General features: G+C 62.0%; 21 protein-coding genes. 8 read left to right on the forward strand and 13 right to left on the reverse strand.

Annotation, left to right across the window (positions count from 1 at the left end):
* Positions 1–9: 9 nt before the first annotated feature.
* Both N434_RS04435 and N434_RS04440 read right to left on the reverse strand, forming a co-directional pair.
* The gene (locus tag N434_RS04435) at positions 10–864 is read right to left on the reverse strand and encodes a TrmH family RNA methyltransferase (RefSeq protein WP_110756296.1); all 855 of its coding nucleotides are present in this window, start codon (positions 862–864) and stop codon (positions 10–12) included.
* Complete coding sequence (locus N434_RS04440) at positions 854–1,246, reverse strand: hypothetical protein (RefSeq protein WP_059754555.1); 393 nt, start codon at positions 1,244–1,246, stop codon at positions 854–856. The genes N434_RS04435 and N434_RS04440 overlap by 11 nt, the downstream gene beginning before the upstream one ends.
* Positions 1,247–1,284: 38 nt before the next feature.
* Between N434_RS04440 and N434_RS04445 the strand changes: the two genes are divergently transcribed.
* From N434_RS04445 to rpoH, 3 genes are all read left to right on the forward strand, one after another.
* On the forward strand, positions 1,285–2,307 hold the full coding sequence (locus N434_RS04445; RefSeq protein ID WP_110756298.1) for an RluA family pseudouridine synthase: 1,023 nt from the start codon (positions 1,285–1,287) through the stop codon (positions 2,305–2,307).
* Between the two features lie 274 nt (positions 2,308–2,581).
* Positions 2,582–3,406 carry a class I SAM-dependent methyltransferase gene (locus N434_RS04450; RefSeq protein WP_110756299.1) on the forward strand — a complete coding sequence of 275 codons (825 nt, stop codon included), beginning with the start codon at positions 2,582–2,584 and terminating at the stop codon, positions 3,404–3,406.
* Between the two features lie 166 nt (positions 3,407–3,572).
* Complete coding sequence (gene rpoH / locus N434_RS04455) at positions 3,573–4,475, forward strand: RNA polymerase sigma factor RpoH (protein ID WP_065114074.1); 903 nt, start codon at positions 3,573–3,575, stop codon at positions 4,473–4,475.
* 442 nt (positions 4,476–4,917) lie between these two features.
* On the opposite strand, the gene N434_RS04465 is transcribed toward rpoH, so the two are convergent.
* Positions 4,918–7,200 carry a hypothetical protein gene (locus N434_RS04465; RefSeq protein ID WP_181423873.1) on the reverse strand — a complete coding sequence of 761 codons (2,283 nt, stop codon included), beginning with the start codon at positions 7,198–7,200 and terminating at the stop codon, positions 4,918–4,920.
* Positions 7,201–7,270: 70 nt separating this feature from the next.
* Positions 7,271–8,569 (reverse strand): adenylosuccinate synthase, encoded by a 1,299-nt coding sequence (locus tag N434_RS04470; RefSeq protein WP_065114076.1) that lies wholly within the window; start codon positions 8,567–8,569, stop codon positions 7,271–7,273.
* A 240-nt stretch (positions 8,570–8,809) separates the two neighbouring features.
* On the opposite strand from N434_RS04470, the gene N434_RS04475 reads away from it, so the two are divergent.
* On the forward strand, positions 8,810–9,697 hold the full coding sequence (locus N434_RS04475) for a DMT family transporter (RefSeq protein WP_065116046.1): 888 nt from the start codon (positions 8,810–8,812) through the stop codon (positions 9,695–9,697).
* A gap of 52 nt (positions 9,698–9,749) precedes the next feature.
* Here the strand turns inward: N434_RS04475 and N434_RS04480 are convergent, their stop codons facing one another.
* Positions 9,750–10,283, reverse strand: coding sequence for a transglutaminase-like cysteine peptidase (locus tag N434_RS04480; protein ID WP_110756303.1), 534 nt, complete (start codon positions 10,281–10,283; stop codon positions 9,750–9,752).
* 675 nt (positions 10,284–10,958) lie between these two features.
* On the opposite strand from N434_RS04480, the gene N434_RS04490 reads away from it, so the two are divergent.
* Positions 10,959–11,543: a transglycosylase SLT domain-containing protein gene (locus tag N434_RS04490; RefSeq protein ID WP_065114078.1), complete on the forward strand. Its 585-nt coding sequence runs from the start codon at positions 10,959–10,961 to the stop codon at positions 11,541–11,543.
* Between the two features lie 54 nt (positions 11,544–11,597).
* On the opposite strand, the gene N434_RS04495 is transcribed toward N434_RS04490, so the two are convergent.
* From N434_RS04495 to N434_RS04515, 5 genes are all read right to left on the reverse strand, one after another.
* On the reverse strand, positions 11,598–12,212 hold the full coding sequence (locus N434_RS04495; RefSeq protein WP_110756304.1) for an alpha/beta hydrolase: 615 nt from the start codon (positions 12,210–12,212) through the stop codon (positions 11,598–11,600).
* Between the two features lie 159 nt (positions 12,213–12,371).
* The gene (locus N434_RS04500; RefSeq protein ID WP_110756306.1) at positions 12,372–13,316 is read right to left on the reverse strand and encodes a VOC family protein; all 945 of its coding nucleotides are present in this window, start codon (positions 13,314–13,316) and stop codon (positions 12,372–12,374) included.
* A 165-nt stretch (positions 13,317–13,481) separates the two neighbouring features.
* Positions 13,482–14,558, reverse strand: coding sequence for a DUF2218 domain-containing protein (locus N434_RS04505; RefSeq protein ID WP_110756308.1), 1,077 nt, complete (start codon positions 14,556–14,558; stop codon positions 13,482–13,484).
* A gap of 70 nt (positions 14,559–14,628) precedes the next feature.
* Positions 14,629–15,342, reverse strand: a complete 714-nt coding sequence (ung, locus tag N434_RS04510; protein ID WP_065114082.1) for a uracil-DNA glycosylase — start codon at positions 15,340–15,342, stop codon at positions 14,629–14,631.
* 23 nt (positions 15,343–15,365) lie between these two features.
* Positions 15,366–15,761 (reverse strand): VOC family protein, encoded by a 396-nt coding sequence (locus N434_RS04515; RefSeq protein ID WP_065114083.1) that lies wholly within the window; start codon positions 15,759–15,761, stop codon positions 15,366–15,368.
* A gap of 252 nt (positions 15,762–16,013) precedes the next feature.
* On the opposite strand from N434_RS04515, the gene N434_RS04520 reads away from it, so the two are divergent.
* Complete coding sequence (locus tag N434_RS04520; RefSeq protein ID WP_065114084.1) at positions 16,014–16,370, forward strand: YbaN family protein; 357 nt, start codon at positions 16,014–16,016, stop codon at positions 16,368–16,370.
* An 8-nt stretch (positions 16,371–16,378) separates the two neighbouring features.
* On the opposite strand, the gene N434_RS04525 is transcribed toward N434_RS04520, so the two are convergent.
* From N434_RS04525 to N434_RS04535, 3 genes are read right to left on the reverse strand one after another with little or no spacing between them, the layout of a single operon-like run.
* Positions 16,379–17,161, reverse strand: a complete 783-nt coding sequence (locus N434_RS04525; RefSeq protein WP_065114085.1) for a heme ABC transporter ATP-binding protein — start codon at positions 17,159–17,161, stop codon at positions 16,379–16,381.
* Positions 17,158–18,246 carry a FecCD family ABC transporter permease gene (locus N434_RS04530; protein WP_065114086.1) on the reverse strand — a complete coding sequence of 363 codons (1,089 nt, stop codon included), beginning with the start codon at positions 18,244–18,246 and terminating at the stop codon, positions 17,158–17,160. Before N434_RS04530 ends, N434_RS04525 begins: the two co-directional genes overlap by 4 nt.
* Positions 18,243–19,136, reverse strand: coding sequence for a heme/hemin ABC transporter substrate-binding protein (locus tag N434_RS04535; protein WP_110756310.1), 894 nt, complete (start codon positions 19,134–19,136; stop codon positions 18,243–18,245). Before N434_RS04535 ends, N434_RS04530 begins: the two co-directional genes overlap by 4 nt.
* Positions 19,137–19,332: 196 nt before the next feature.
* On the opposite strand from N434_RS04535, the gene hmuQ reads away from it, so the two are divergent.
* Together hmuQ and hutX are read left to right on the forward strand one after the other, a co-directional pair.
* Positions 19,333–19,680 (forward strand): heme-degrading protein HmuQ, encoded by a 348-nt coding sequence (gene hmuQ / locus N434_RS04540; RefSeq protein ID WP_065114087.1) that lies wholly within the window; start codon positions 19,333–19,335, stop codon positions 19,678–19,680.
* Positions 19,681–19,688: 8 nt separating this feature from the next.
* Positions 19,689–20,210, forward strand: coding sequence for a heme utilization cystosolic carrier protein HutX (gene hutX, locus N434_RS04545; RefSeq protein WP_110756312.1), 522 nt, complete (start codon positions 19,689–19,691; stop codon positions 20,208–20,210).
* Positions 20,211–20,438: the final 228 nt, after the last annotated feature.

Here is a 20,438-nt window from a genome sequence, read left to right on the forward strand (position 1 = left end):
GCCGCGGCATCATACCCGCCCGATCGCCCCTGCCATCTGATAAAGCGCCAGCCCCGAAGCCGTGCCCGCATTCAAGCTGTCGAGCTGCGGCGACTGCGCGATCCGTGCGGTATGAAACCGCGACAGCACCGATTGCGGCAACCCCTCGCCTTCCGTGCCGATGACAAGCGCCATGCGCTCGGATCGGGGAATATCGCGGATCTCGGTTTCGCCATTCGGCGAAAGGCTCCAGATCGCAAAACCGGCCTCGGAAAGCCGCTCCAGCATCACCACCGCCCCGCCGCCGCGATGCCAGGGAACCGACAGGACAGAGCCGACGGAAACGCGCAGCGCCTTGCGATAGAGCGGGTCGCACGAGGTCTCGTCCAGCAGCACCGCATCGGCATAAAAAGCCGCCGCATTGCGGAACATCGCCCCGAGATTATCGTGATTGGAAATGCCGCAGCCGACAAGCACCAGCGACGAGGCCGGAAGTGCCGCCGTCATCTCCTCCAGCCCGCGATCGTGAACCCGTCGCCCGAGCGCCAGGATGCCGCGATGCAGGTGAAAACCGACAATACCATCCAGCACCGGCGCTTCGGCCACATAAACGGGAACATCATCAGGGAAATCGGCAAGGATATCCGCGACACCGGAAAGCCGGTTTCTGAGGATGAGGATGCTCTCGGCCGCAAAGGCGCCGCCCGCTTTATGGGCGGCGGCCAGCATGCGCAGCACCACCGTTCCTTCGGCAATGAAGCGGCCCTGACGCCCGGTCAGGTCGCGCTCGCGAATATCGCGAAAGGCGGCGATGCGCGGATCGGCCGGGTCCTCGACCGGGATCAGCGCCCGCCCGTCCAGCAGGTTATTGGCGTCACTGGCCATCGACCGTCACATCGGCGAGGAACCGGCCGGCCGCGACGTTGAAGACCAGCGCCTTGCGGGTGCCGTTGGCGAGCCGGCCGTAAAACAGCATGTCGCCGCCGGAATAGCTGACATTGTCGATCACGAAGCCCTGCGGCAGGCTGGCGGTGACGGCAAGCGGCCCGTTACCCGTGGGAACGGCAAGGTTCGGCGCTTCGCTCTGCGTCTGAACGGCCTTCGACGGCCCCATCGCCTTGTAGACAACCGCACCGAAGACAGCCATAAGGCTGATAAACATCACGGAGCCCGACACGATCTGCAAACGGATCATCTTGCGGCGAACTTTTTCCATGGCCGGATCAAGCGGCTTGTCTTCCTGTTCGTCTTGCTCGATCTGCGTCATCGGGTTCCCTGAAATGCTGATGGATCGGAAAAATAAGAATGAACGACCCCTTTAAACAAGGCGGAGACGCAAGGAAAGTCCTGATTGCCGGCGAAGACGCCGAAGGCCGCCTCGATTCCTGGCTGGTGGGCGAAGTGGGCGGTGACTTCTCCCGCAGCCGGCTGAAGGCGCTGATCGAACAGGGCGCTGTTTCCATCAACGGCCAACCGGTGACGGAGCCGAAAAAGAAGGTGCATCCGAAGGACCGCATCGAAATCACCATGCCCGAGCCGGAAGACCCGGAACCCAAGGGCGAGGACATTCCGCTCGACGTGGAATATGAGGATGAAGACCTGATCGTGCTGGTCAAGCCCGCCGGCCTCGTCGTGCATCCGGGCGCCGGCAACTGGACCGGCACGCTGGTCAACGCCCTCATCCACCATTGCGGCGACAGCCTCTCCGGCATTGGCGGCGTCAGGCGGCCGGGCATCGTGCACCGGCTGGACAAGGAAACCTCCGGTGTCATGGTCGTGGCGAAGAACGACAATGCCCACCGCCATCTCGCCGCGCAATTTGCCGACCATGGCCGCACCGGCCCGCTGGAGCGCGCCTACAAGGCCGTCGTCTGGGGTCGCCCGCGCACCCTGCGCGGCACCATCGACGCCGCACTTGGCCGCAGCACCGACCGCACCAAACGCGCCGTCAAGCACGAGGATTCGGACGATGCCCGCGAGGCGATCACCCATTACGAGGTGATGGAGCGTTACCATGAACGACCGGATGCCACCTGCCTCGCCTCGATGGTGGAATGCCGGCTGGAAACCGGCCGCACCCACCAGATCCGCGTGCACATGGCCCATATCGGCCATCCGCTGATCGGCGATCCCGAATATGGCGCGGCCTTCCGCACCAAGGCGAACCTTCTCGAAGAACCGGCAAAAAGCACCGTCCGCGGCTTTCCGCGTCAGGCGCTGCATGCCTATCTGCTCGCCTTCGAACACCCCCGCACCGGCGAGGTGATGGAGTTCGAAACCGACCTGCCGGATGACATGCAGACACTGACCGCCGCCCTGCGCGGCTGAAAACCTGTATGGCGCAGTCAAAAAAACTGCGCCATGCATTTTACCCGAAGCCCCCGATAATAAAAAAAGATTAGCGGATAGCGATATTCCGCAGTCGGTCCTTTTTGTAGACCGCCCCAATTTCGCTTCAATCGTCACACCTCCTCGGCCCCGCAAAGCCTGAAATCGCCGCCATTAAACCGAGGCGATTTCAAGCCTGCCAAATAAAACCGCAGGGACGCCATTCGTTCGATCCGCCCCCGAACGGAACCGGCATGATGACGGGATCTATCGCATGAATATCGAAGACCGCCGGTTTATCTTTCAGGAGTTGCGCAGCGTCGAAGGCTATATCGACCCGCCCGATGCGCTCGTCTTCAAGGCGCTGTTGCAGGCCCAGACAAAAAGCGGCCTCCAGGGCGGCATGGCGGAAATCGGCGTTTATTACGGTCGCTCCTATTTCCTGCTGCGCAAATTCGCCGGGAGGCAGGAAAAGGTGCTGGGCGTCGATCTCTTCGATCTCGATCCGCCCGAAGATGGCAGCCTCGACCAATATGAACGTCTGATGGAAAACGGTCGCCGGATGGGTTTCGCCATGGATGAAGGGCTGATCATCAGGGGCGACAGCACCCGGCTGGCACCCGCCGACATCACCTCGCGCATCGGCCCCGCGCGCTTCTTCAGCATCGATGGCGGCCACCATCTGCATCACGTGCTGGCCGATGCGAAACTGGCGATGGAGGTGATCGCCCCGCACGGCATCATCGTCTTCGACGACACCTTCAACCCGGCCTGGCCGGAGGTGACGGTGGGCGTTGCCGATTTTCTGCGCACCCATGGCCACAGCCTCGTCTGCTTTGGCATGACCAAATACAAGACCTATGTCTGCCGCCGGGAATTTCACGCCACCTATGCCGGTGCGATTGCCGAAGATCCTGATTTGCAGGCGCTTTCCCATGTCGAGACGCAGTTCCTCGGCTCAAAGGTGGTGCGCCTGCACAATCCCATGCGCCGAAGGGTCATGTATGAGCTGATGGTGCGTTCCGGCCTCGGCGGTTTTTCGGAACGAATCTACCGTTCGAAAGTTAAACAGGTCAGAGAAGGTGTGACCGGAACATAACGTATGTGTGAACGCAGCGTTCGCTTGAAACGCGGCGGGTGCGTACATATCTGTCACATGGGTTCGTGCGGGGTCGGTAACGACCCGCAGCTTACGGTGTGCCTCCGGCGGGTGATCGCCAATCCAAAGAGGGTGCCGTTCCAGACCATAGATAAGGGGGTGCTTTATGGCCCGCAATAGTTTGCCTACGATTACCGCCGGCGAAGCCGGTCTCAATAGATATCTCGACGACATCCGCAAATTTCCGATGCTGGAGCCGCAGGAAGAATACATGCTTGGCAAGCGTTACGCCGAGCATGGCGACCGCGACGCCGCCCATAAGCTCGTCACCAGCCATCTGCGTCTCGTCGCCAAGATCGCCATGGGTTACCGTGGTTATGGCCTGCCGATCGGCGAAGTCGTGTCGGAAGGCAATGTCGGCCTGATGCAGGCGGTCAAGAAATTCGATCCGGAACGCGGTTTCCGCCTCGCCACCTATGCCATGTGGTGGATCAAGGCCTCGATCCAGGAATATATCCTGCGCTCGTGGTCGCTGGTGAAGATGGGCACGACCGCCAACCAGAAGCGCCTGTTCTTCAACCTGCGCCGGCTGAAAGGCCGTATCCAGGCGATCGATGACGGCGATCTGAAGCCGGAGCACGTCAAGGAAATCGCGACGAAGCTGCAGGTCTCGGAAGAAGAAGTCGTCTCGATGAACCGCCGCCTGCATGGCGACGCCTCGCTGAATGCGCCGATCAAGGCGTCGGAAGGCGAATCCGGCCAATGGCAGGACTGGCTGGTGGATGACCATGACAGCCAGGAAGACGTGCTGATCGAACAGGACGAGCTGGAAACCCGCCGCCGCATGCTGGCCAAGGCCATGGGCGTGCTGAACGATCGCGAACGCCGCATCTTCGAGGCCCGTCGCCTTGCCGAAGATCCGGTGACGCTGGAAGAGCTCTCCTCCGAGTTCGACATCAGCCGCGAACGCGTGCGCCAGATCGAGGTGCGCGCCTTCGAGAAGGTGCAGGAAGCCGTGCAGAAGGAAGCGCTTGAAGCTGCGCGCGCGTTGCGCGTGGTGGATGCGTAAAGCATATCCAGCGAAAGTGCGGAGCGGTTTTGCGTCCGTGCCATGGATCATCCTCGGCCCTCGGCCGGGGATTTTTTGTTGGTAAAAGGCTGACGACTGGAAATGGCCTGCCATCCGAGACCGGCGATTGCGCTGGAGGAAAACCGGCAGGAAAAATATCCATGCTTCGGGGGATGCCGCTTACCCCCTCTGCCCTGCCGGGCATCTCCCCCACAAGGAGGGAGATCGGCAAGACGCTCTACCGCCGCTTCATCCTCGACCGTTGAGTTGGTCGAGACCTCGCGGCATATCGATCTCCCCCCTTGTGGGGGAGATGCCCGGCAGGGCAGAGGGGGTGAGCCACACCCACCAGCACCAACTAACCCACCCATCACCCGGCAAACGCAAAGACACCGCCGTAGCCATATAACGAAAAGGGCGACCCGAGCCGCCCTTTCAATCCTTATTGACCGCCGGCAGCAGGCGCCGCCGCCGCCCATTCGCTGAGCGCCTTGTCGAAGGCGGCAATGCCGTCATTGCCCTTTTGCAGGGTCAGAAGCGCACGGCGGCCGTTGCGGTATGACACCGGAATATCGATCCAGTTGCGGCTCTTCAGAAGCTCCAGATTGGTCTTCATCGCATCCGGGAAGTCGTTGAGCGCGATCATGTGGAAATCGTCGGTGATCTTGGCCGGAACCGCGATCAGCGCGTTGCCGCGATCCTGCTCGGTGCTCTTCATCGCGATACGCTGGACGCTGTCGATCGCGCCGCCTTCGAAGCCGGGCGAAACCGAGAAGACGATCTCGATCAGGTGGCTTGCCGGCAGCGACGGATCGGTGTTGCGCTTGAAGGTGATCAGCGCGCTGAGGCCACGGCCGGGAACGGTGATCTGGCCCTGAACGGTCGGAGACGGCTTGCCTTCCGCGTCATTTTCCTGCTGCAGCGACCAGGAAACGCTGCCCTGGATGGCGGTCGGAACCGTCTGGCCCAGCACTTCCTCGTAAAGGAACATGCGGTCGCCAGTCGCGGCGGCGGCAGGCTGCTGCGCCGGCGGCGTGCCGGCCGGAGTAGCGGCATTATTGGCCGGAGCCTCACCCGCAGGCGGCGGCGCGACGTTCTGTTCATAGACCGACTGGCCTTCGGCGGTGACGGGCTGGCCGTTTGCGCCCGGCGCTGGTCCTTCGTCACGCTCGGTGCCGTCAGCCAGCAGCCGCTGCGTGAACTTCGTGCCGGTGACGGAACCGTCGTCACTATGCGTCGGCGTCTGGTGGTTGGCCGGATTGACCGGCTGCTGCTGGCCGTTGGCTGGCGGCTGCTGGGTTGCCGGCGGCGTCGATGTCTGCGCCTCACCCCCAGGAGTATTGGCCGGAGGCGTCTGCGTCTCGCCGCCATTCTGCGCCGATTGCACCAGTCCGCCGACCATGTCGTTCAAGGCATCGCGGTTCATCCACAGCGCATAACCGCCGCCCGCCAGAAGCCCGGCGCCGACAAGGGCAAGCACCAGCGACGCATAGTTACGGCGCGGCTTCTTCTTGACCATATAGGCGGGCGTCGCAGCACCGGCGCCAACCGCCGGCGTTTCGTCCGCACCGGCCCGGCTGGCCGACGACGCGCCGTCGTAACCGATCAGCTCGTCCAGATCGTCCCAGGGCGTGCGTTCCTTGTTGTCCTTGGCCGATGCCTGATCCCCGAAGGGATCATTGTCGGCGCGCGGCAGCGCCGGTGCATCCTTTGCAGGAATGGCGATATCCGTATCCTGGAAATAGGACGAGAAATCCTCGACGACGGCCGGCTTTTTCTGGCTCGCATCGTCCGTCTGGCGCGGCTCGGAAAAATCATCCTGAGCGCCGAAGACCGGATCGTGCTCCACCGCAGCCGCATGGCCGAACCGGTCATCCGTCTCGCGCTTCTCCGGCTCGAAATTCACCGCCGGTTCCTGATAATGCTGCGCGGCATAACCGGCAACCAGCGGGCGCTCGTCCGTCTCGGCACGCACGTCGGCATAGTCGTCGGCGGGGCGCACATCGTCGGCCTGCGTTTCTTCAAGCTTGCGCCAGTCGTCCTCTTCCACGGGCTTTGCCCAATGGGCGGGAACGGAAGCATCCTCTTCGGGCGGCGCGGTCTCGAATTCGCGGTCGTGCTCATCCGCCGAACGATAGGCCGGCTCTTCCTCCGCACGGGTGAAATAGGTTCCGTGCGTTTCGTCGGCAACGGCAGGAGCGACCGGAGCCGCAGGTGCCTCATAAAGCTCTTCCGGCTCGCGCTCTTCGTAATGCCGTTCGTCGCGCTGCTCCTCGTGAACCTCTTCGTCCTGCTCCGGAACAGTGGAAACGGGCGTCTCGTGGCGTGGTTCTTCCGCGGCGGGTTCCTCATGAACCGGCTCGGGCTCTTCAGCCTCGGCCCGCGCAGGCTCCTCGTCCGCCGGCTCGGCGGCGTGGTCCGCTCGGTCCTCGTCGATCTCGTGCTGAGGGTAAGGTGCCGCAGCCTCTTCGGCTGCGGAGGAGAATTCCTCATCCTCCTCCAGTGCCGGAAGCGCCTCGGCATATTCGCTATCCACCTCGGCAATGGCGGCGTCCAGCTTGGCGATCTGCCGACGCAACAATTCTTCCGGCGGACGTGGCTTCATATTCTCGAGTTGGCGCACAACCGCACTGCGCGCCTTGTCGTAAACCTTCGCCCGGTTTTCGGGAGTATTGTTCGCCAAGCCATCCACGGCCTTGCGAATGACTGCTACAAAATCCGCCATAAGCACTTTCTCGTCGTGACCGGCGACGTACCGGCCCGATATGGTTTATGAATCTAGATCGCCGAGGACATTAATCCTCAAACGGATCAGTCACAAGTATGGTGTCGTCACGCTCCGGACTTGTCGACAGAAGCGCGACAGGCGCCCCGATCAATTCCTCGACCTGACGGACATATTTGATTGCCTGAGCAGGCAAATCCGCCCATTTTCGGGCACCGACGGTAGATTCCTTCCAGCCTTCCAGCGTGATGTAGATCGGCTCGACCCGCGCCTGCGCGCCCTGGCTGGCCGGAAGATGGTCGATTTCCTGCCCGTCAAGCTTGTAGCCGACGCAGATTTTCAGCTCATCGAGACCGTCAAGCACGTCGAGCTTGGTGAGTGCGATGCCGGTAATGCCGTTGGTGGCGACCGACTGGCGCACCAGTGCGGCGTCAAACCAGCCGCAGCGGCGCTTGCGGCCGGTGACGGTGCCGAATTCATGACCCTTTTCGCCCAGGAACTGGCCGATCTCGTCATTCAGCTCGGTCGGGAACGGACCTTCGCCGACGCGGGTGGTGTAAGCCTTGGTGATGCCGAGAATGTAACCCAGCGAACCCGGACCCATGCCGGAACCGGCGGCGGCCTGGCCGGCAACCGTGTTGGAAGAGGTCACATAGGGATATGTGCCGTGGTCGATATCGAGCAGCGAGCCCTGAGCGCCTTCAAACAGGATGCGCGCACCGGCGCGGCGCTTCTTGTCGAGCAGCAGCCAGACGGTTTCGCTGAACGGCAGGATGCGCTCGGCAATCGAGCCCAGCTCTTCCATGATCGTCTCATGCGAAACTTCGGCGGCGCCGAAACCACGGCGAAGCGCATTGTGATGCGTGAGGATACGGTCGACCTTGGCGGAAAGCGCCTCCATGTCGGCGAGATCCATGACGCGGATGGCGCGGCGGCCAACCTTGTCTTCGTAAGCCGGGCCGATGCCGCGACGGGTGGTGCCGATCTTGGTGCCGCTGTTGGAAGCGGCGTCTTCGCGCATGCCGTCCAGTTCACGGTGCAGCGAAAGAATGAGGGTGGCATTGTCGGCGATACGCAGGTTTTCCGGCGTGACCTTGACGCCCTGCGCTTCCAGACGACCGATTTCGGCGATCAGCGCATGCGGATCGACCACAACGCCATTGCCGATGACCGCAAGCTTGCCGGGACGCACGACGCCGGACGGCAGAAGCGAAAGCTTGTAGCTGATGCCATCGATGACAAGCGTATGGCCGGCATTGTGGCCGCCCTGATACCGCACGACGACATCTGCCCGCTCGGACAGCCAGTCGACAATCTTGCCTTTGCCTTCGTCGCCCCATTGCGAGCCGACCACCACAACATTCGTCATTTCTTGCTTTCCTGCTCATGGCGCTTGCGCGCCCGATAACCCGATGGGAAACCCAAACCCGCGAATGTATACTGTGTTGTTTTACGGAAAGCGACCCTGTTTCTTATGGAGAATTTTGCTTTTTCCGTGACAAGGCGCGGATTTCCCGCATTATCTCGCCCCGTGGGGGCCAGGCGCGGGCGCAAGGCCGCCGCTCACCCCTCTCCGTTTTCCCGCCCCGTGAAGAAGCGAAACATCAGCGTGCCTTCGAAAGCCTATATTGCCCTCATCATCGCCACGCTCTGCTGGGGCGGCAACACCGTTGCCGGCAAGCTGGCCGTCGGCCACATCAGCCCCATGGCCTTCACCTTCCTGCGCTGGGTCTTCGCCGTCGCCATCATCTTCGCCATTTCCGTGCCGCAGCTCATCAGGGACTGGCCGGTGGTGAAAAAGCGCCTGCCCTATTTCCTCGTGCTCGGCAGCGTCGGTTACACCGCCTTCAACGTGTTTCTCTACACGGCCCTGCAGCACACCTCGGCCATCAATGCCGCCGTCATCCAGGCCGGCATTCCCATGGTCATCTTCGTCCTGAACTTCATCCTGTTCCGCACCCGCGTGCTGTTCGGCCAGATCGCCGGCTTCTGCCTCACCATATCAGGGGTGGCGCTGCTCGCCTCGCATGGCGATCCGGTCTCGCTGCTGCAACTGGAAATGAATGTCGGCGACGCCGTCATGCTGCTCGCCGTGCTGGTCTATGCCATCTACACCGTCATCCTGCGCTGGAAACCCGCCGTCGACTGGCGCACGCTGATGGCCATCCCCGCCTTTTTCGCCCTCCTCACCTCGGTGCCGCTGGTCTTCTGGGAAATGTCGCGAAACAGCGTCGTCTGGCCGGATCAGAAGGGCTGGGTGCTGGTGGTCTATGCGGCCATTTTTGCGTCGCTCATCGCACAGATCCTGTACATCAAGGGCGTGGAGCAGATCGGCGCCAACCGCGCCGGCCTCTTCATCAACCTCGTGCCGGTCTTCGGCACCTTGCTGTCCGTTGTCGTCCTCAGCGAAACCCTGCACACCTACCAGATCATGGCACTCGTCATGGCGCTGGCGGGCATTGCCGTGGCCGAACGAAAAAAATCGCCGGCTTCCTGAACCAACAGGGTCAGGAAAACCGGCGCAGTCTGGCAGGCATGAAAAGATGGGCTTAAAGCGCGGTTTCGCGCTCAGCCGGAGACAAGACGGCATTGCCGAGAACGATGTCGCCCTTGTCGGTGGTGACAATAAGCACTTTTTCGAGCGATCCGTCATTGTTCAGCGAAAAGGCAAGGCGCAGTGCGCTCGAAGACCAGCCGGCACCGGCCAGCGCCGTGCGCTTGATGGCGGCGCAGTCACCGCAATCGCCAAGGCTTGCCGAAGGTGTTGCCGGAACATCGGTTGCAAAACCGGAAAAATAATCATCGAGCGCGCCCATGGTGGCGTTCACATGGCGGTTGACGCGCAGCAGTTCCTCGCGGCGCTCACCGGTCAGCGGCGCGGCGATGGTGGAGACGCATTGGCCGGCGGAAAGAACGCAGCCATCGAAACCGCCCGGTGCCGAAACACCGATCTGCGTCACCGCAGACTTCTCGACGGCGGCAAATGCGCGGGCAAAACCGGCAGCACCGGCCGCATCGGCGTGGGTGGACATGGAAGCGACGGCAATTCCGCAGATGGCGGCAGCAATAATCTTCTTCAGCATTTCATACCCCGTTTGGCGATCCGCCGGCTTGTGCCGGTCTCGATTTCTGTTTTCTGGAAGCGTCTCTTTTCAAGGGCCGCTCTCCGTCTGTGATCCCACAATGGCACAGGACTGTTTTCGGCCGCTTTAAGCCGATTGCTACAATTTTATCGGTTTTCATTTTTGTACAGCGGGCGCTTTTTTTCGAATATGCGCCGATATCACCGCCCCGAATTCCGGAGCGGCGTCGAGAAGCGATAGATGGGCCGCATCGCTGCGGAGGTATTGAAGGGTAATGCAGGGTTTTGCAGACGATGCGGCCCCGGTTTCACCATATGATCCGCCCGCCAAACCGGTTCCTGTTTGGAGGATGGACATATGCCGGCCGCCTCAACCGTGACATCGGGAAACTCCCCGGTCTTGGCCGCCTGCCCCGCCCACCTTGCGCCGCGCGCACGCTCGATGACCGGAATGGGGCAAGTATAGGCGGTCCGGCCGGACCGGGGATGCGCGGGGACGTCCGCCTCTCGAAAAGGGCACGGGGAAGAGCGGGGCAGACGGTTTCGCCTCATCCTGAACACAGGACTTTTCAACGGGTTAACAAACCCCTGATCGGCGGCATTTGAATTAACCTTGTCTTAAAACCCGGCGTTAATGGTTAGCAATTTAAAAATGGCGGAACGAAAGGGTTCCGTTATGCGTGGCGTATTTGCCGTAGTTTTTCTGATGCTCGTTCTGGCCGGCTGCGCCACCGCACCGTCGCAGGTGACCAATGCCTGTGCGATTTTCGAGCAGCGGAACGGCATCTTCAACAACTGGCGGCGCGATGCCCGCGCGGCCGAGCGCGAATTCGGCGTGCCCGTGCCTGTCATGATGGCGACGATCTATACCGAATCCGCCTTCCGCCCCTATGCGCGCCCGCCGCGCACCAAGCTTCTCGGCTTCATTCCCTGGACACGCCAGTCGAGCGCGTATGGTTATGCGCAGGCGCTGGACGGCACATGGAGCGTTTACCAGCGTGAAACCGGCCGCTGGTCGGCAAGCCGCACCGACTTCACCGATGCCATCCACTTCGTCGGCTGGTATCATGCCAAGAGCCGGCGCGAAAACGGCATTTCGCTGAACGACCCCTATAATCTCTACCTCGCTTATTATTCCGGCCATGCCGGTTATGCCAAGGGCAGCTGGCGCAACAATTCCGCCGTCCAGAAGGCTGCCCGCCGCTCCGCCAACATGGCGCTGCGTTACGAGGCGCAGCTGCAGCAATGCGGATATCGCTGAGGCGGAAGCACAGGCGAATGCCGGCTTAAAAGCCGGCATAGCGCAGACATCCAGCTAAGCGTTATAAGCCGCCAGAAAACCCCTGACCGCATCGATCTCGCCGGAGCGGATTTCATGCCCGCCCGGGTGCCACACGGTTTCCACCGTGCCGCCCTGCGCCTTGAGGCTCTCTCCCAGCGCCTTCGTCAGCGGCACCGGGCAGATCGGATCGCGCTCGCCAGCCGTGATCAGCACCCGGCGCGAGGCCTTGGCGGGGGAAATCTTCGGTTCGAACGGGATGAGCGGATGCATCAGCACCGCCGCATCGAAAAGCCCGGGTTCTTCGATCAGCACATTGGCGAGAATATTCGCACCATTGGAAAAGCCGAGGCCGATGACCGGACCGGCCTGATAATGCTCCCGGTTCGCCCTGACGAAATCGGCCATCTTACCGGTCGCCCGTTGAAGGTCGGCCATGTCGTAGACGCCCTCTCCCGTGCGCCGGAAAAACCGCGCCGCACCGTGTTCGGAAACATCGCCGACGGGTGAGAGAATGGTGGCCTCAGGCAGCAGGCGGGAACCGAAATCGAAAAACTGGTTCTCATCACCGCCCGTGCCGTGCAGCAAAACGAAAAGCGGAGCACCGGCAGCACCGGCGCGGGATTTGTGGAAATAGCTGTCGCTGGTCATGGGAGAATCCTTTCTGGAAGGAAGAGGTTCAACGGCATCCGCGCGGCCTCTCAGTCAAGCGCGAAAATCTCACGTGGAGCGAGGGGCTTCCGCTGGTTTCTTCTCCCCGAACGGGGAGAAGAAATACGAGGCAATGTCCTGCCAAACGCTATCGAGAGGTTAAACCGCCTTCTCGTCTCCCAGCGGCTCCAGCTGCTTTTCCAGCATGGGGCGCAGATGCGCATGCTGGCTCGGCAGTTTCAGTGCCTCGCCGAGATGGGCGGTGTCCTCGTCACGGTCGAAACCGGGCTCGTTGGTGGCGACTTCGAACAGCACGCCGCCCGGCGTGCGGAAATAGATCGCCCAGAAATAATCGCGGTCGATCACCGGCGTCACCTGATAACCGGTATCCATCAGCGCCTTGCGCACCTCAAGCTGCTTTTGGCGGTTGTCGACCGCAAAGGCGATGTGGTGCACGGAGCCTGCACCCAGCCGGGCGCCGGAGATATTCGGCATGGTTTCGATGTCGATGAAGTCGGCACCGTTGCCGCCGGGAATACCGAGGCGCAGCACGCCGTCCTGACGATCCACTTCCTCATAGCCCATGAATTTCAAAAGCTCGGCGGTGGCACCTTCATCGCGAAGTCGCAGCGACGCACCCTGAAAGCCACGGATGGCCTGATCCTCGCCGACGCCGTTGCCGGTCCACTGCGCGCGGTTGTCGTCCCTGACCTCGACCAGCGCAAAACCGTCTCCGTCAGGTCCGGCAAAATGCAGGCGCTTGTTGCCGAAGGCCTCATCGGCCTTCAGGCCGTCCACGCCGGCTTTCGAAAGACGCTCCTGCCAGTAGCCGAGCGATCCTTCTGGAACGGAAAACAGCGTCGCGCCCACCTCGCCGGTGCCAGGACGGCCACGGGCGATATGCGGGAACGGGAAATAGGTCATGACGGAGCCGGGCGTGCCGACCTCATCGCCATAATAGAGATGATAGACGTCGGGCGCGTCGAAATTGACGGTTTTCTTCACCCGGCGCAGGCCGAGCGTGTCGGTGAAAAATCCGTTGTTCTGGCGCGCGCTGGCCGCCATCGAGGTGACGTGGTGCAGGCCCTTGATCTGGTTGAGCATGATTAAACCCCTTTTCGCCTGGCAGGCCTCGCAATCGGGCCTGTCGTGTTCATGGCGTAAAGATGGGGTAAGAGCCGCCTCCGGCATAGAGTGGGCAACGGGAACGGATTGTTCCCGATCGGTGAACAATAAAATCGACTGTTCAATCAGCCGCGAAAGGCGGCATCAATGATCGTCCGCAGCGCCCATCGTCCAGTAACCGACAGCGCGCAGCGCCGCCTTCGGGAAAGCGATCTCATCGGTCAGGAAGGATTTTGCCGCCCGTGCCTCGGATTTCTCGCAGGCGACAAAGACATGCAGGCCGTCATGATCCGCACTCCAGGTGTGATCGCGCAGCGCCTTTTCAATGAGGCCGGAGGTCCCGGCGGGCTTGCCGCGGCGATAAAGCCATGTCCACTCAACATCGGCCGCGCAGACGATCTCCTGCCGCTCGGCCTCGTTGTCGATCTCGGCATAGACGTGGAGCTTCTTGCCAGCCGGCATTTCGGCCGCCATGCGCAGCATCACCGGCAGCGCGGTTTCGTCACCGGCAAAGACGTAGCGATCCGCCTCCGGGCAGGTGCCGCTCGGGCCGATGATGCCGAGAACATCGCCTGGCTTCGCCGTCGCGCCGAAGGTGGCGCCCGGCATATCTTCACCCTCATGCATGACGAAGTCGATATCCACCTCGCCGCGACCGATATCGCCGGAACGGATGGTATAGACACGCCGCATCAGAAGATCGTCACCCGCCGGCCAGACGATGGCCCCGGTGGACGCGAGATAGGGCCAGACCGGCGCGCGGGCCTGATCCGGCACCAGCAGCAGGCGCACATGCATGCCGCCCGTTACCAGCCTTTCGATGCCGCTTTCGACCGACACCACAAGCCGGCGCATATGCGGCGTGAGGTTATAGGCGCGGGCAACCTTGCCGACGAAGAGATTGGGCAATTCGCGCTGGTAGGCCCCATGGCCGCTCCAGCGGAAATCCAGCCCGGTCTCACCGGAAAACTCGACAATATGCTCGGCCACCATGGCCTTGACCGACATCAATATATGTTCGGAAATGCAGCTGACCCGGGCTGCGAACCGGCCGCCTTCGGCGCTGAAGCTGCCATGGCCGTATTCCGTCTTGAAGCGCACCGTCGGGCCTTCCCGCTCCATCTCCATATGCTCGGAAAAATGATCCTCGAAGGCATCGACGATCGACAGCGGATCGGGCAGCGGAACGGAGGTTTCTGCAGACAGGAGAGACACGGGCATAATCCTTCACTTTATAGTCCGGTTATCTTTAATCCCGAGACCGGCAAAGCGTAAAGGTATTTATGAGTGTCTAGAGAAGGTTTTTATCGCTTTCCGCCACATCAGGCAATTGCCAGTCGATTGGCGGGCGCCCGTGGGAGACGAGAAAGGCATTTGCCTTGGAAAAATGGCCATTGCCGAAAAAGCCGTTATGGGCAGACAGCGGCGAAGGATGCGGCGAGCGCAGCACCAGATGTTTCTTCTGATCCACGAAGGCCGCCTTCTTCTGGGCGTAGGAACCCCAGAGCAGGAACACCACATGATCGCATTCGTCATTGACGGCGCGGATGACGGCGTCGGTGAACCTTTCCCAGCCCTGCCCCTGATGTGAGGCGGCGCGCGATTCTTCCACCGTCAGCACGCTGTTGAGAAGCAGCACGCCCTGTTTCGCCCAGCTTTCCAGAAAACCGTGATTGACCGGACGAATGCCCAGATCAGCCTGCAGTTCCTTGTAGATATTGACGAGTGACGGCGGAATGCGCACGCCGGGCCGCACCGAAAAGCACAGCCCATGCGCCTGGCCAAGCCCATGATAGGGGTCCTGCCCCAGAATGACGACCTTGACCTCATCCAGCGGCGTCAGATCCAGCGCCCGGAAATATTCAGGTCCCCTGGGAAAGATGCGCTTGCCGGCGGTTTTCTCGGCAAGCAGGAAATCCTTGAGCTTCTGCATGTAGGGACTGGCGAATTCGCTGGAAAGAACGCGTTTCCAGCTGTCTTCGAGTTTGACGCCTGCCTCTGCCATGCCCGTCTCTCCCATGATGGTGCTTATTTGAACCGGTTGCCGCGCTGCAGCACTTCGATCTTGTAACCATCGGGATCGCAGATGAAAAAGTATTTTGCGAAAGGCTGGCCCTTGTAATCGGCTTCAATGATCTTGCCGGGAGAAAGACCGATCTCGGTGAAACGCTGGTGTTCGCCATCCACATCGGCAACACTGACGGCAAGATGACCATAACCGTCCCCCAGCGCATAGGGCACTTCACGACCCTTGTTGACGGTCAGTTCCAGCTCGAAATCGCCCTCGGCACTGCTGAGATAGATCAGCGTGAAATTCTCGAACTCGGCGCGTTCCGCAACCTCAAGCCCGAAAGCCTGCGTGTAAAATTCCACCGAACGCTTTTCGTCCAGCACCCGGACCATCGAGTGGATCAGCTTGGCCATGGTGTTTTCCTTCTTCTTCCTGTTGACGGTCCGGTTATGCTCCGGACATCGCGGCCCAAGGGGATAAAGACAGTGCGCCGCGCTTTCAACCCTAAAGGCGCCTTGCGACGAAACGTAACGCTCCGATCACGGCAAATGTGATGGCGAAGCCCTCCGGTTTTGTCGGTGCGGCATGGGCCTGCGGCAACAAGGGGCACGGTTTTCACGGCCCCGCTCTATCCTGAGTGGATAAGTCATGATACCGGCATATCCATGCGCCTTGTTTACCTCTGTCTTGGCTGGCTTATGGTCGCGACCGGCATTGTCGGCGCGTTTCTTCCCGTTTTGCCCACCACGCCCTTTCTGCTTCTGGCGCTCTGGTGTTTCTCCCGCTCTTCGCCGAAGCTCGAGGCATGGCTTCTGGCCCATCCCAGGTTCGGCCCGTCGCTTCGGCAATGGCGCGAACGCGGCGCAATCGCCCGCAAGGCCAAGATCGCGGCCTTGTCGGCCATGATGGTGAGTTACGCCGCGTTCTGGTTCCTGAGCGACCCGCCGCTTCTGCGCGCGGCCATCGTCGGTGCCGTCATGCTCTGTTCCGCGCTGTTCATCGCCACCCGCCCGGAAAGCTGAGCGCGCTCCTAACGATGCCGCGACTGCGGCAACACATAAGGAATGTGCCGCGCCGGCAACCGGCCGACGACGCCGCCAATGCCATAGACCCGCGCGATCGTCTCGTCGCTGATCGTTTCCAGCGATGGCCCGCTCGCCGTCACCCGGCCGCCATGCATGACGATCAGTTGATCGGCAAATTCCGCCGCAAGGTTGAGATCGTGCAGGATGGCAAGCACCAGCCCGCCGCCGCTCGCAAAATCGCGCGCCGTTTCAAGCACGGAGATCTGGTGGCCGATATCGAGGCTGGCCGTCGGCTCGTCGAGGAAGAGCGCCCGTGCCTGGCCGTTTTCCACCGGAAAGGGCACCTGCGCCAGCGCCCGGGCAAACTGCACCCGCTGCTGCTCGCCGCCCGACAGCATGTTATAGGACCGCTGCTCGAAACCACGCAGGCCGGCCTTGGCAAGCGCCCGGCGGGCCTGTTCTTCCGGCGCGCGTGCCCCCTGCGCGACCGCCCCCATGCGCACGATTTCAAGCGCGGTAAAGGGAAACGCAAGCTGGGTACTCTGCGGCAGCACGGCGCGCAGACGGGCAAGCTGCACCGGCGTGAACTGCGCTAGGGCCGCATCATTATAGGTCACTGAGCCGCCCTCGGCGCGCATTTCGCCCGACAGAACCTTCATCAGCGTGGACTTGCCGGCACCGTTCGGGCCGATGATGACATTGACCCTGCCCGGCTTCAGATCGACGCTGACCTCGTCCAGCAGGCGGCGACCGGAACGGATGAGGGTGAGGTTTTCGGCCCGGATCATGACGCATTCCGCATGGAAAAGCCGCCGCGGCCCAGCAGCAGGAACAGGAAGACCGGCGCGCCGATGAGTGCCGTAACCACGCCGATCGGCAGTTCCGCCGGAGCCGCCACCGTGCGGGCGAAACTGTCGGCCAGAAGCAGAAGCGCGGCGCCGCCTAGCGCCGAGGCCGGCAGCAGGAAGCGATGCGACGGACCGATGGCGAGGCGCAGGAGATGCGGCACGACGATGCCGACAAAACCGATGGAACCGGCCGCCGCGACACTTGCCCCACAGGCGGCGGCAACGGCCAGGATGACGACCCGCTTCAGCCGCTGCACCGGAATGCCCATGTGGAAAGCCGCCGCATCGCCAAGGATCAGCGCGTCCAGCCCGCGTGCGACGAAGGGAATGATGGCCAGCACGACGATGATGAAGGGCAAGGTGGCCAGCACCTTGGCGGGTGTTGCCCCGCCCAGCGAACCGAGCGACCAGAAGGTGATGTCGCGCAATGCCCGGTCATCGGCCACGAAGATCATCAGGCCGGTCAGCGCGCCGCTGATTGCCGCAACCGCGATACCCGCCAGAATGAGCGTGGTGGTGGAGGTGGCGCCATCCTTCGTGGCGATCAGATAAAGCACCCAGGTATTCAGGAGCCCGCCAAAAAACGCCATCAGCGGCAGGAAATGCGGGCCGAAGAACACCGCAACCGTGGCAAGCGCGCCTTCCCCGAGGGAAATGGCCGCAACCGCGAACAGGGCGGCACCCGAGGTGACACCAACAATGCCGGGGTCGGCAAGCGGATTGCGGAACAGGCCCTGCATCATCGCGCCGGAGACGCCAAGCGCCGCACCGATCAGCATGCCAAGCGCGGTGCGTGGCAGGCGCACGGCTTCGAGAATGATCCTGTCACGGGCATCGAGCCCGGCCGCGCCACCGGTAAGATAAGCGAAGAGTTCGGAAATGCCGACGCCCGTGGGGCCGCTGACAAGCGACACGCCACAGGCAAACAGCAGGATGCCGACGAGCACGACAAGCGTGATGACCGCCTGCCGCGACCTGTCGCCCGGAACGGCGCCTTCGGCGGAACTCAAGGCGGCAAGGCTCACGGCTTCACCACGTCAGGGTACAGCTTGTTTGCCAGTTCGCGACCGGCGGCCGGCGTGCGGGGACCAAAGCCGATGAGATAAAGCCCGTCCATGCTGATCAGTGCCTTTTCAGCGGCGGCCGGTGTGGACTGGAAGGCAGGAAGCGCAAAAAGCTCGGCGGCCTTGGCGGCATGGTCGCCGCGCGCCATGGTCAGCACCACATCGGGTGCTGCGGCGATGACGGCCTCATCCGTCAGCGGCTTGTAACCGCTGATCTCCTCAGCCGCGTTGATGCCGCCGGCCATTTCGATGATCGCCGCAGCTTCCGTATCCTTGCCCGCCGCCATGATGCGGCCACCGGCGCTGGAGAGCACGAAGAGAATACGCTTCCGGCCCTTTTCCGGTACGGCCGAAACATCTCTCGCCAGCGCATCGAGCCCGGCCCTTGTGTCCGCGGCCAGCGTCTTCGCCTTGTCGGAAAGACCGACGGCCGCGCCGATATCCTCGATCTTCTTCGGTATGGCGTCGCCGCGCGGCGGCGTATCGACGGTGACGAAAGGCACGGCGCTCGCCTTCAGGATGGCGATGACATCGGCCGGGCCGGAACCGTCTTCGGAGAGGATAAGATCGGGCTTCTGCGACAGGATACCCTCCGACGACAGCGCCCGCATATAGCCGATATCCGGCTTGGCCAGTGCGTCGGCCGGATAGCTGCTGGTGCTGTCACGCGCCACGACACGGTCCTGCGCACCCAGCGCATAAAGGATTTCCGTCACCGTTCCACCCACCGCGACAATACGTTTCGCTTCCGGATTGCCCTTGTCCGAAGCCATGGCAGCCGGCGCCGCAAAGGCGATTGCGGCAGGCACGAGGGCGGCGAAAACAAGCGAACGAAGGCGAAAATTCAACATGGCGCGATCCTGAAACACAAAGGCACACGGGCGGGCGCGGGTTTGCCCGCGCCATTTAACTTGAGTTCTTTGCACATGTTTATGAGCCGCGCAATCGATAAGTGGAGTAAATTTGTTCGCTTTATCGTGAGCCTCTTCCCAACCCGAACCGAGCTAGATATCCTGACTGAAACAGGAAACTTAAAGGGAGACTTTCATGTTTATCGCAATGAACCGATTTCGTGTCGTGCCGGGTTACGAGGAAACCTTCGAATCCATCTGGCGCGAGCGCAAGTCGCACCTCAGCGAATTGCCGGGCTACATCGAATTCCACATGCTGAAAGGCCCGAAGGCGGACGACCACACGCTTTATGCCTCGCACACCGTATGGGCCACCAAGGACGATTTCCTTGCCTGGACGAAATCCGAACAGTTCCGCGCCGCCCACGCCAGGGCCGGCGAAAACCGCGGCAAGGTCGAATATCTTTCCGGCCCGCATTTCGAAGGCTTCGACGTCATCATTCACGAAGACAAGAATGGCGAACGCCGTTCGATTGCCGCCTGAGGCCACCGATGAGCATCGCAGCCCAAAAGACCGATGACCGGCAGGCCCGCGCCGCCGCCGCCCTTGCCGAAAAGCCCGACGGTATCGTCGAAGCCATCGCCGCCAAGGCCGAGGTGACGCCCGCCGAAATTCTGGCGATCCTGCCGCAAGGTGCCGCCGTTTCCGCTGCCGCCGACCGTTTCGACGCGATCTGGAACGAGATGCGCGGCTGGGGCGAAGTCCTCATGATCGTCCAGACTGGCGATATCGTGCTGGAAGTGCCCGGCCACCTGCCGGAAGGCACGGAAAGCCACGGCTGGTTCAACATCCATGGCGACAGCCCGATCGGCGGTCACATCAAGAAGGACAATTGCGCCGGCATCACCTTCGTCGACCGCGGGTTTCACGGCCGCCGCTCCTGTTCCGTCTGGTTCATGAATGCCGCCGGCGGCGCCATGTTCAAGATTTTCGTCCGCCGCGACGAAAACAAGGAACTGCGCGCCGAGCAACTGGCGAGGTTCGAAGCATTGCGGGACGGTTTCCGCGGCTGAGGTGAGCCGGAGGCTGCAGCCCGAGGAATTGCTTTCCGTGGCTGCGGCGACCTCTCCTAGCCCTCATTCCTGTGCTTGTCACAGGAATCTAGTCAGCCCAAGTCCTTGGGCTGAAAAGACTCCTCTGCCGCGTGGACGCGCGGGGGCTGGGCTCCTGTAACAAGCACAGGAATGAGGGTGGAGATGCCTCGGCTCTCGCAACCGCACACGCCATCACCCACCCCGAAC

The organism is Rhizobium sp. UGM030330-04, assembly GCF_003208455.1.
In the GTDB taxonomy this organism is placed as follows: domain Bacteria; phylum Pseudomonadota; class Alphaproteobacteria; order Rhizobiales; family Rhizobiaceae; genus Agrobacterium; species Agrobacterium rhizogenes_A.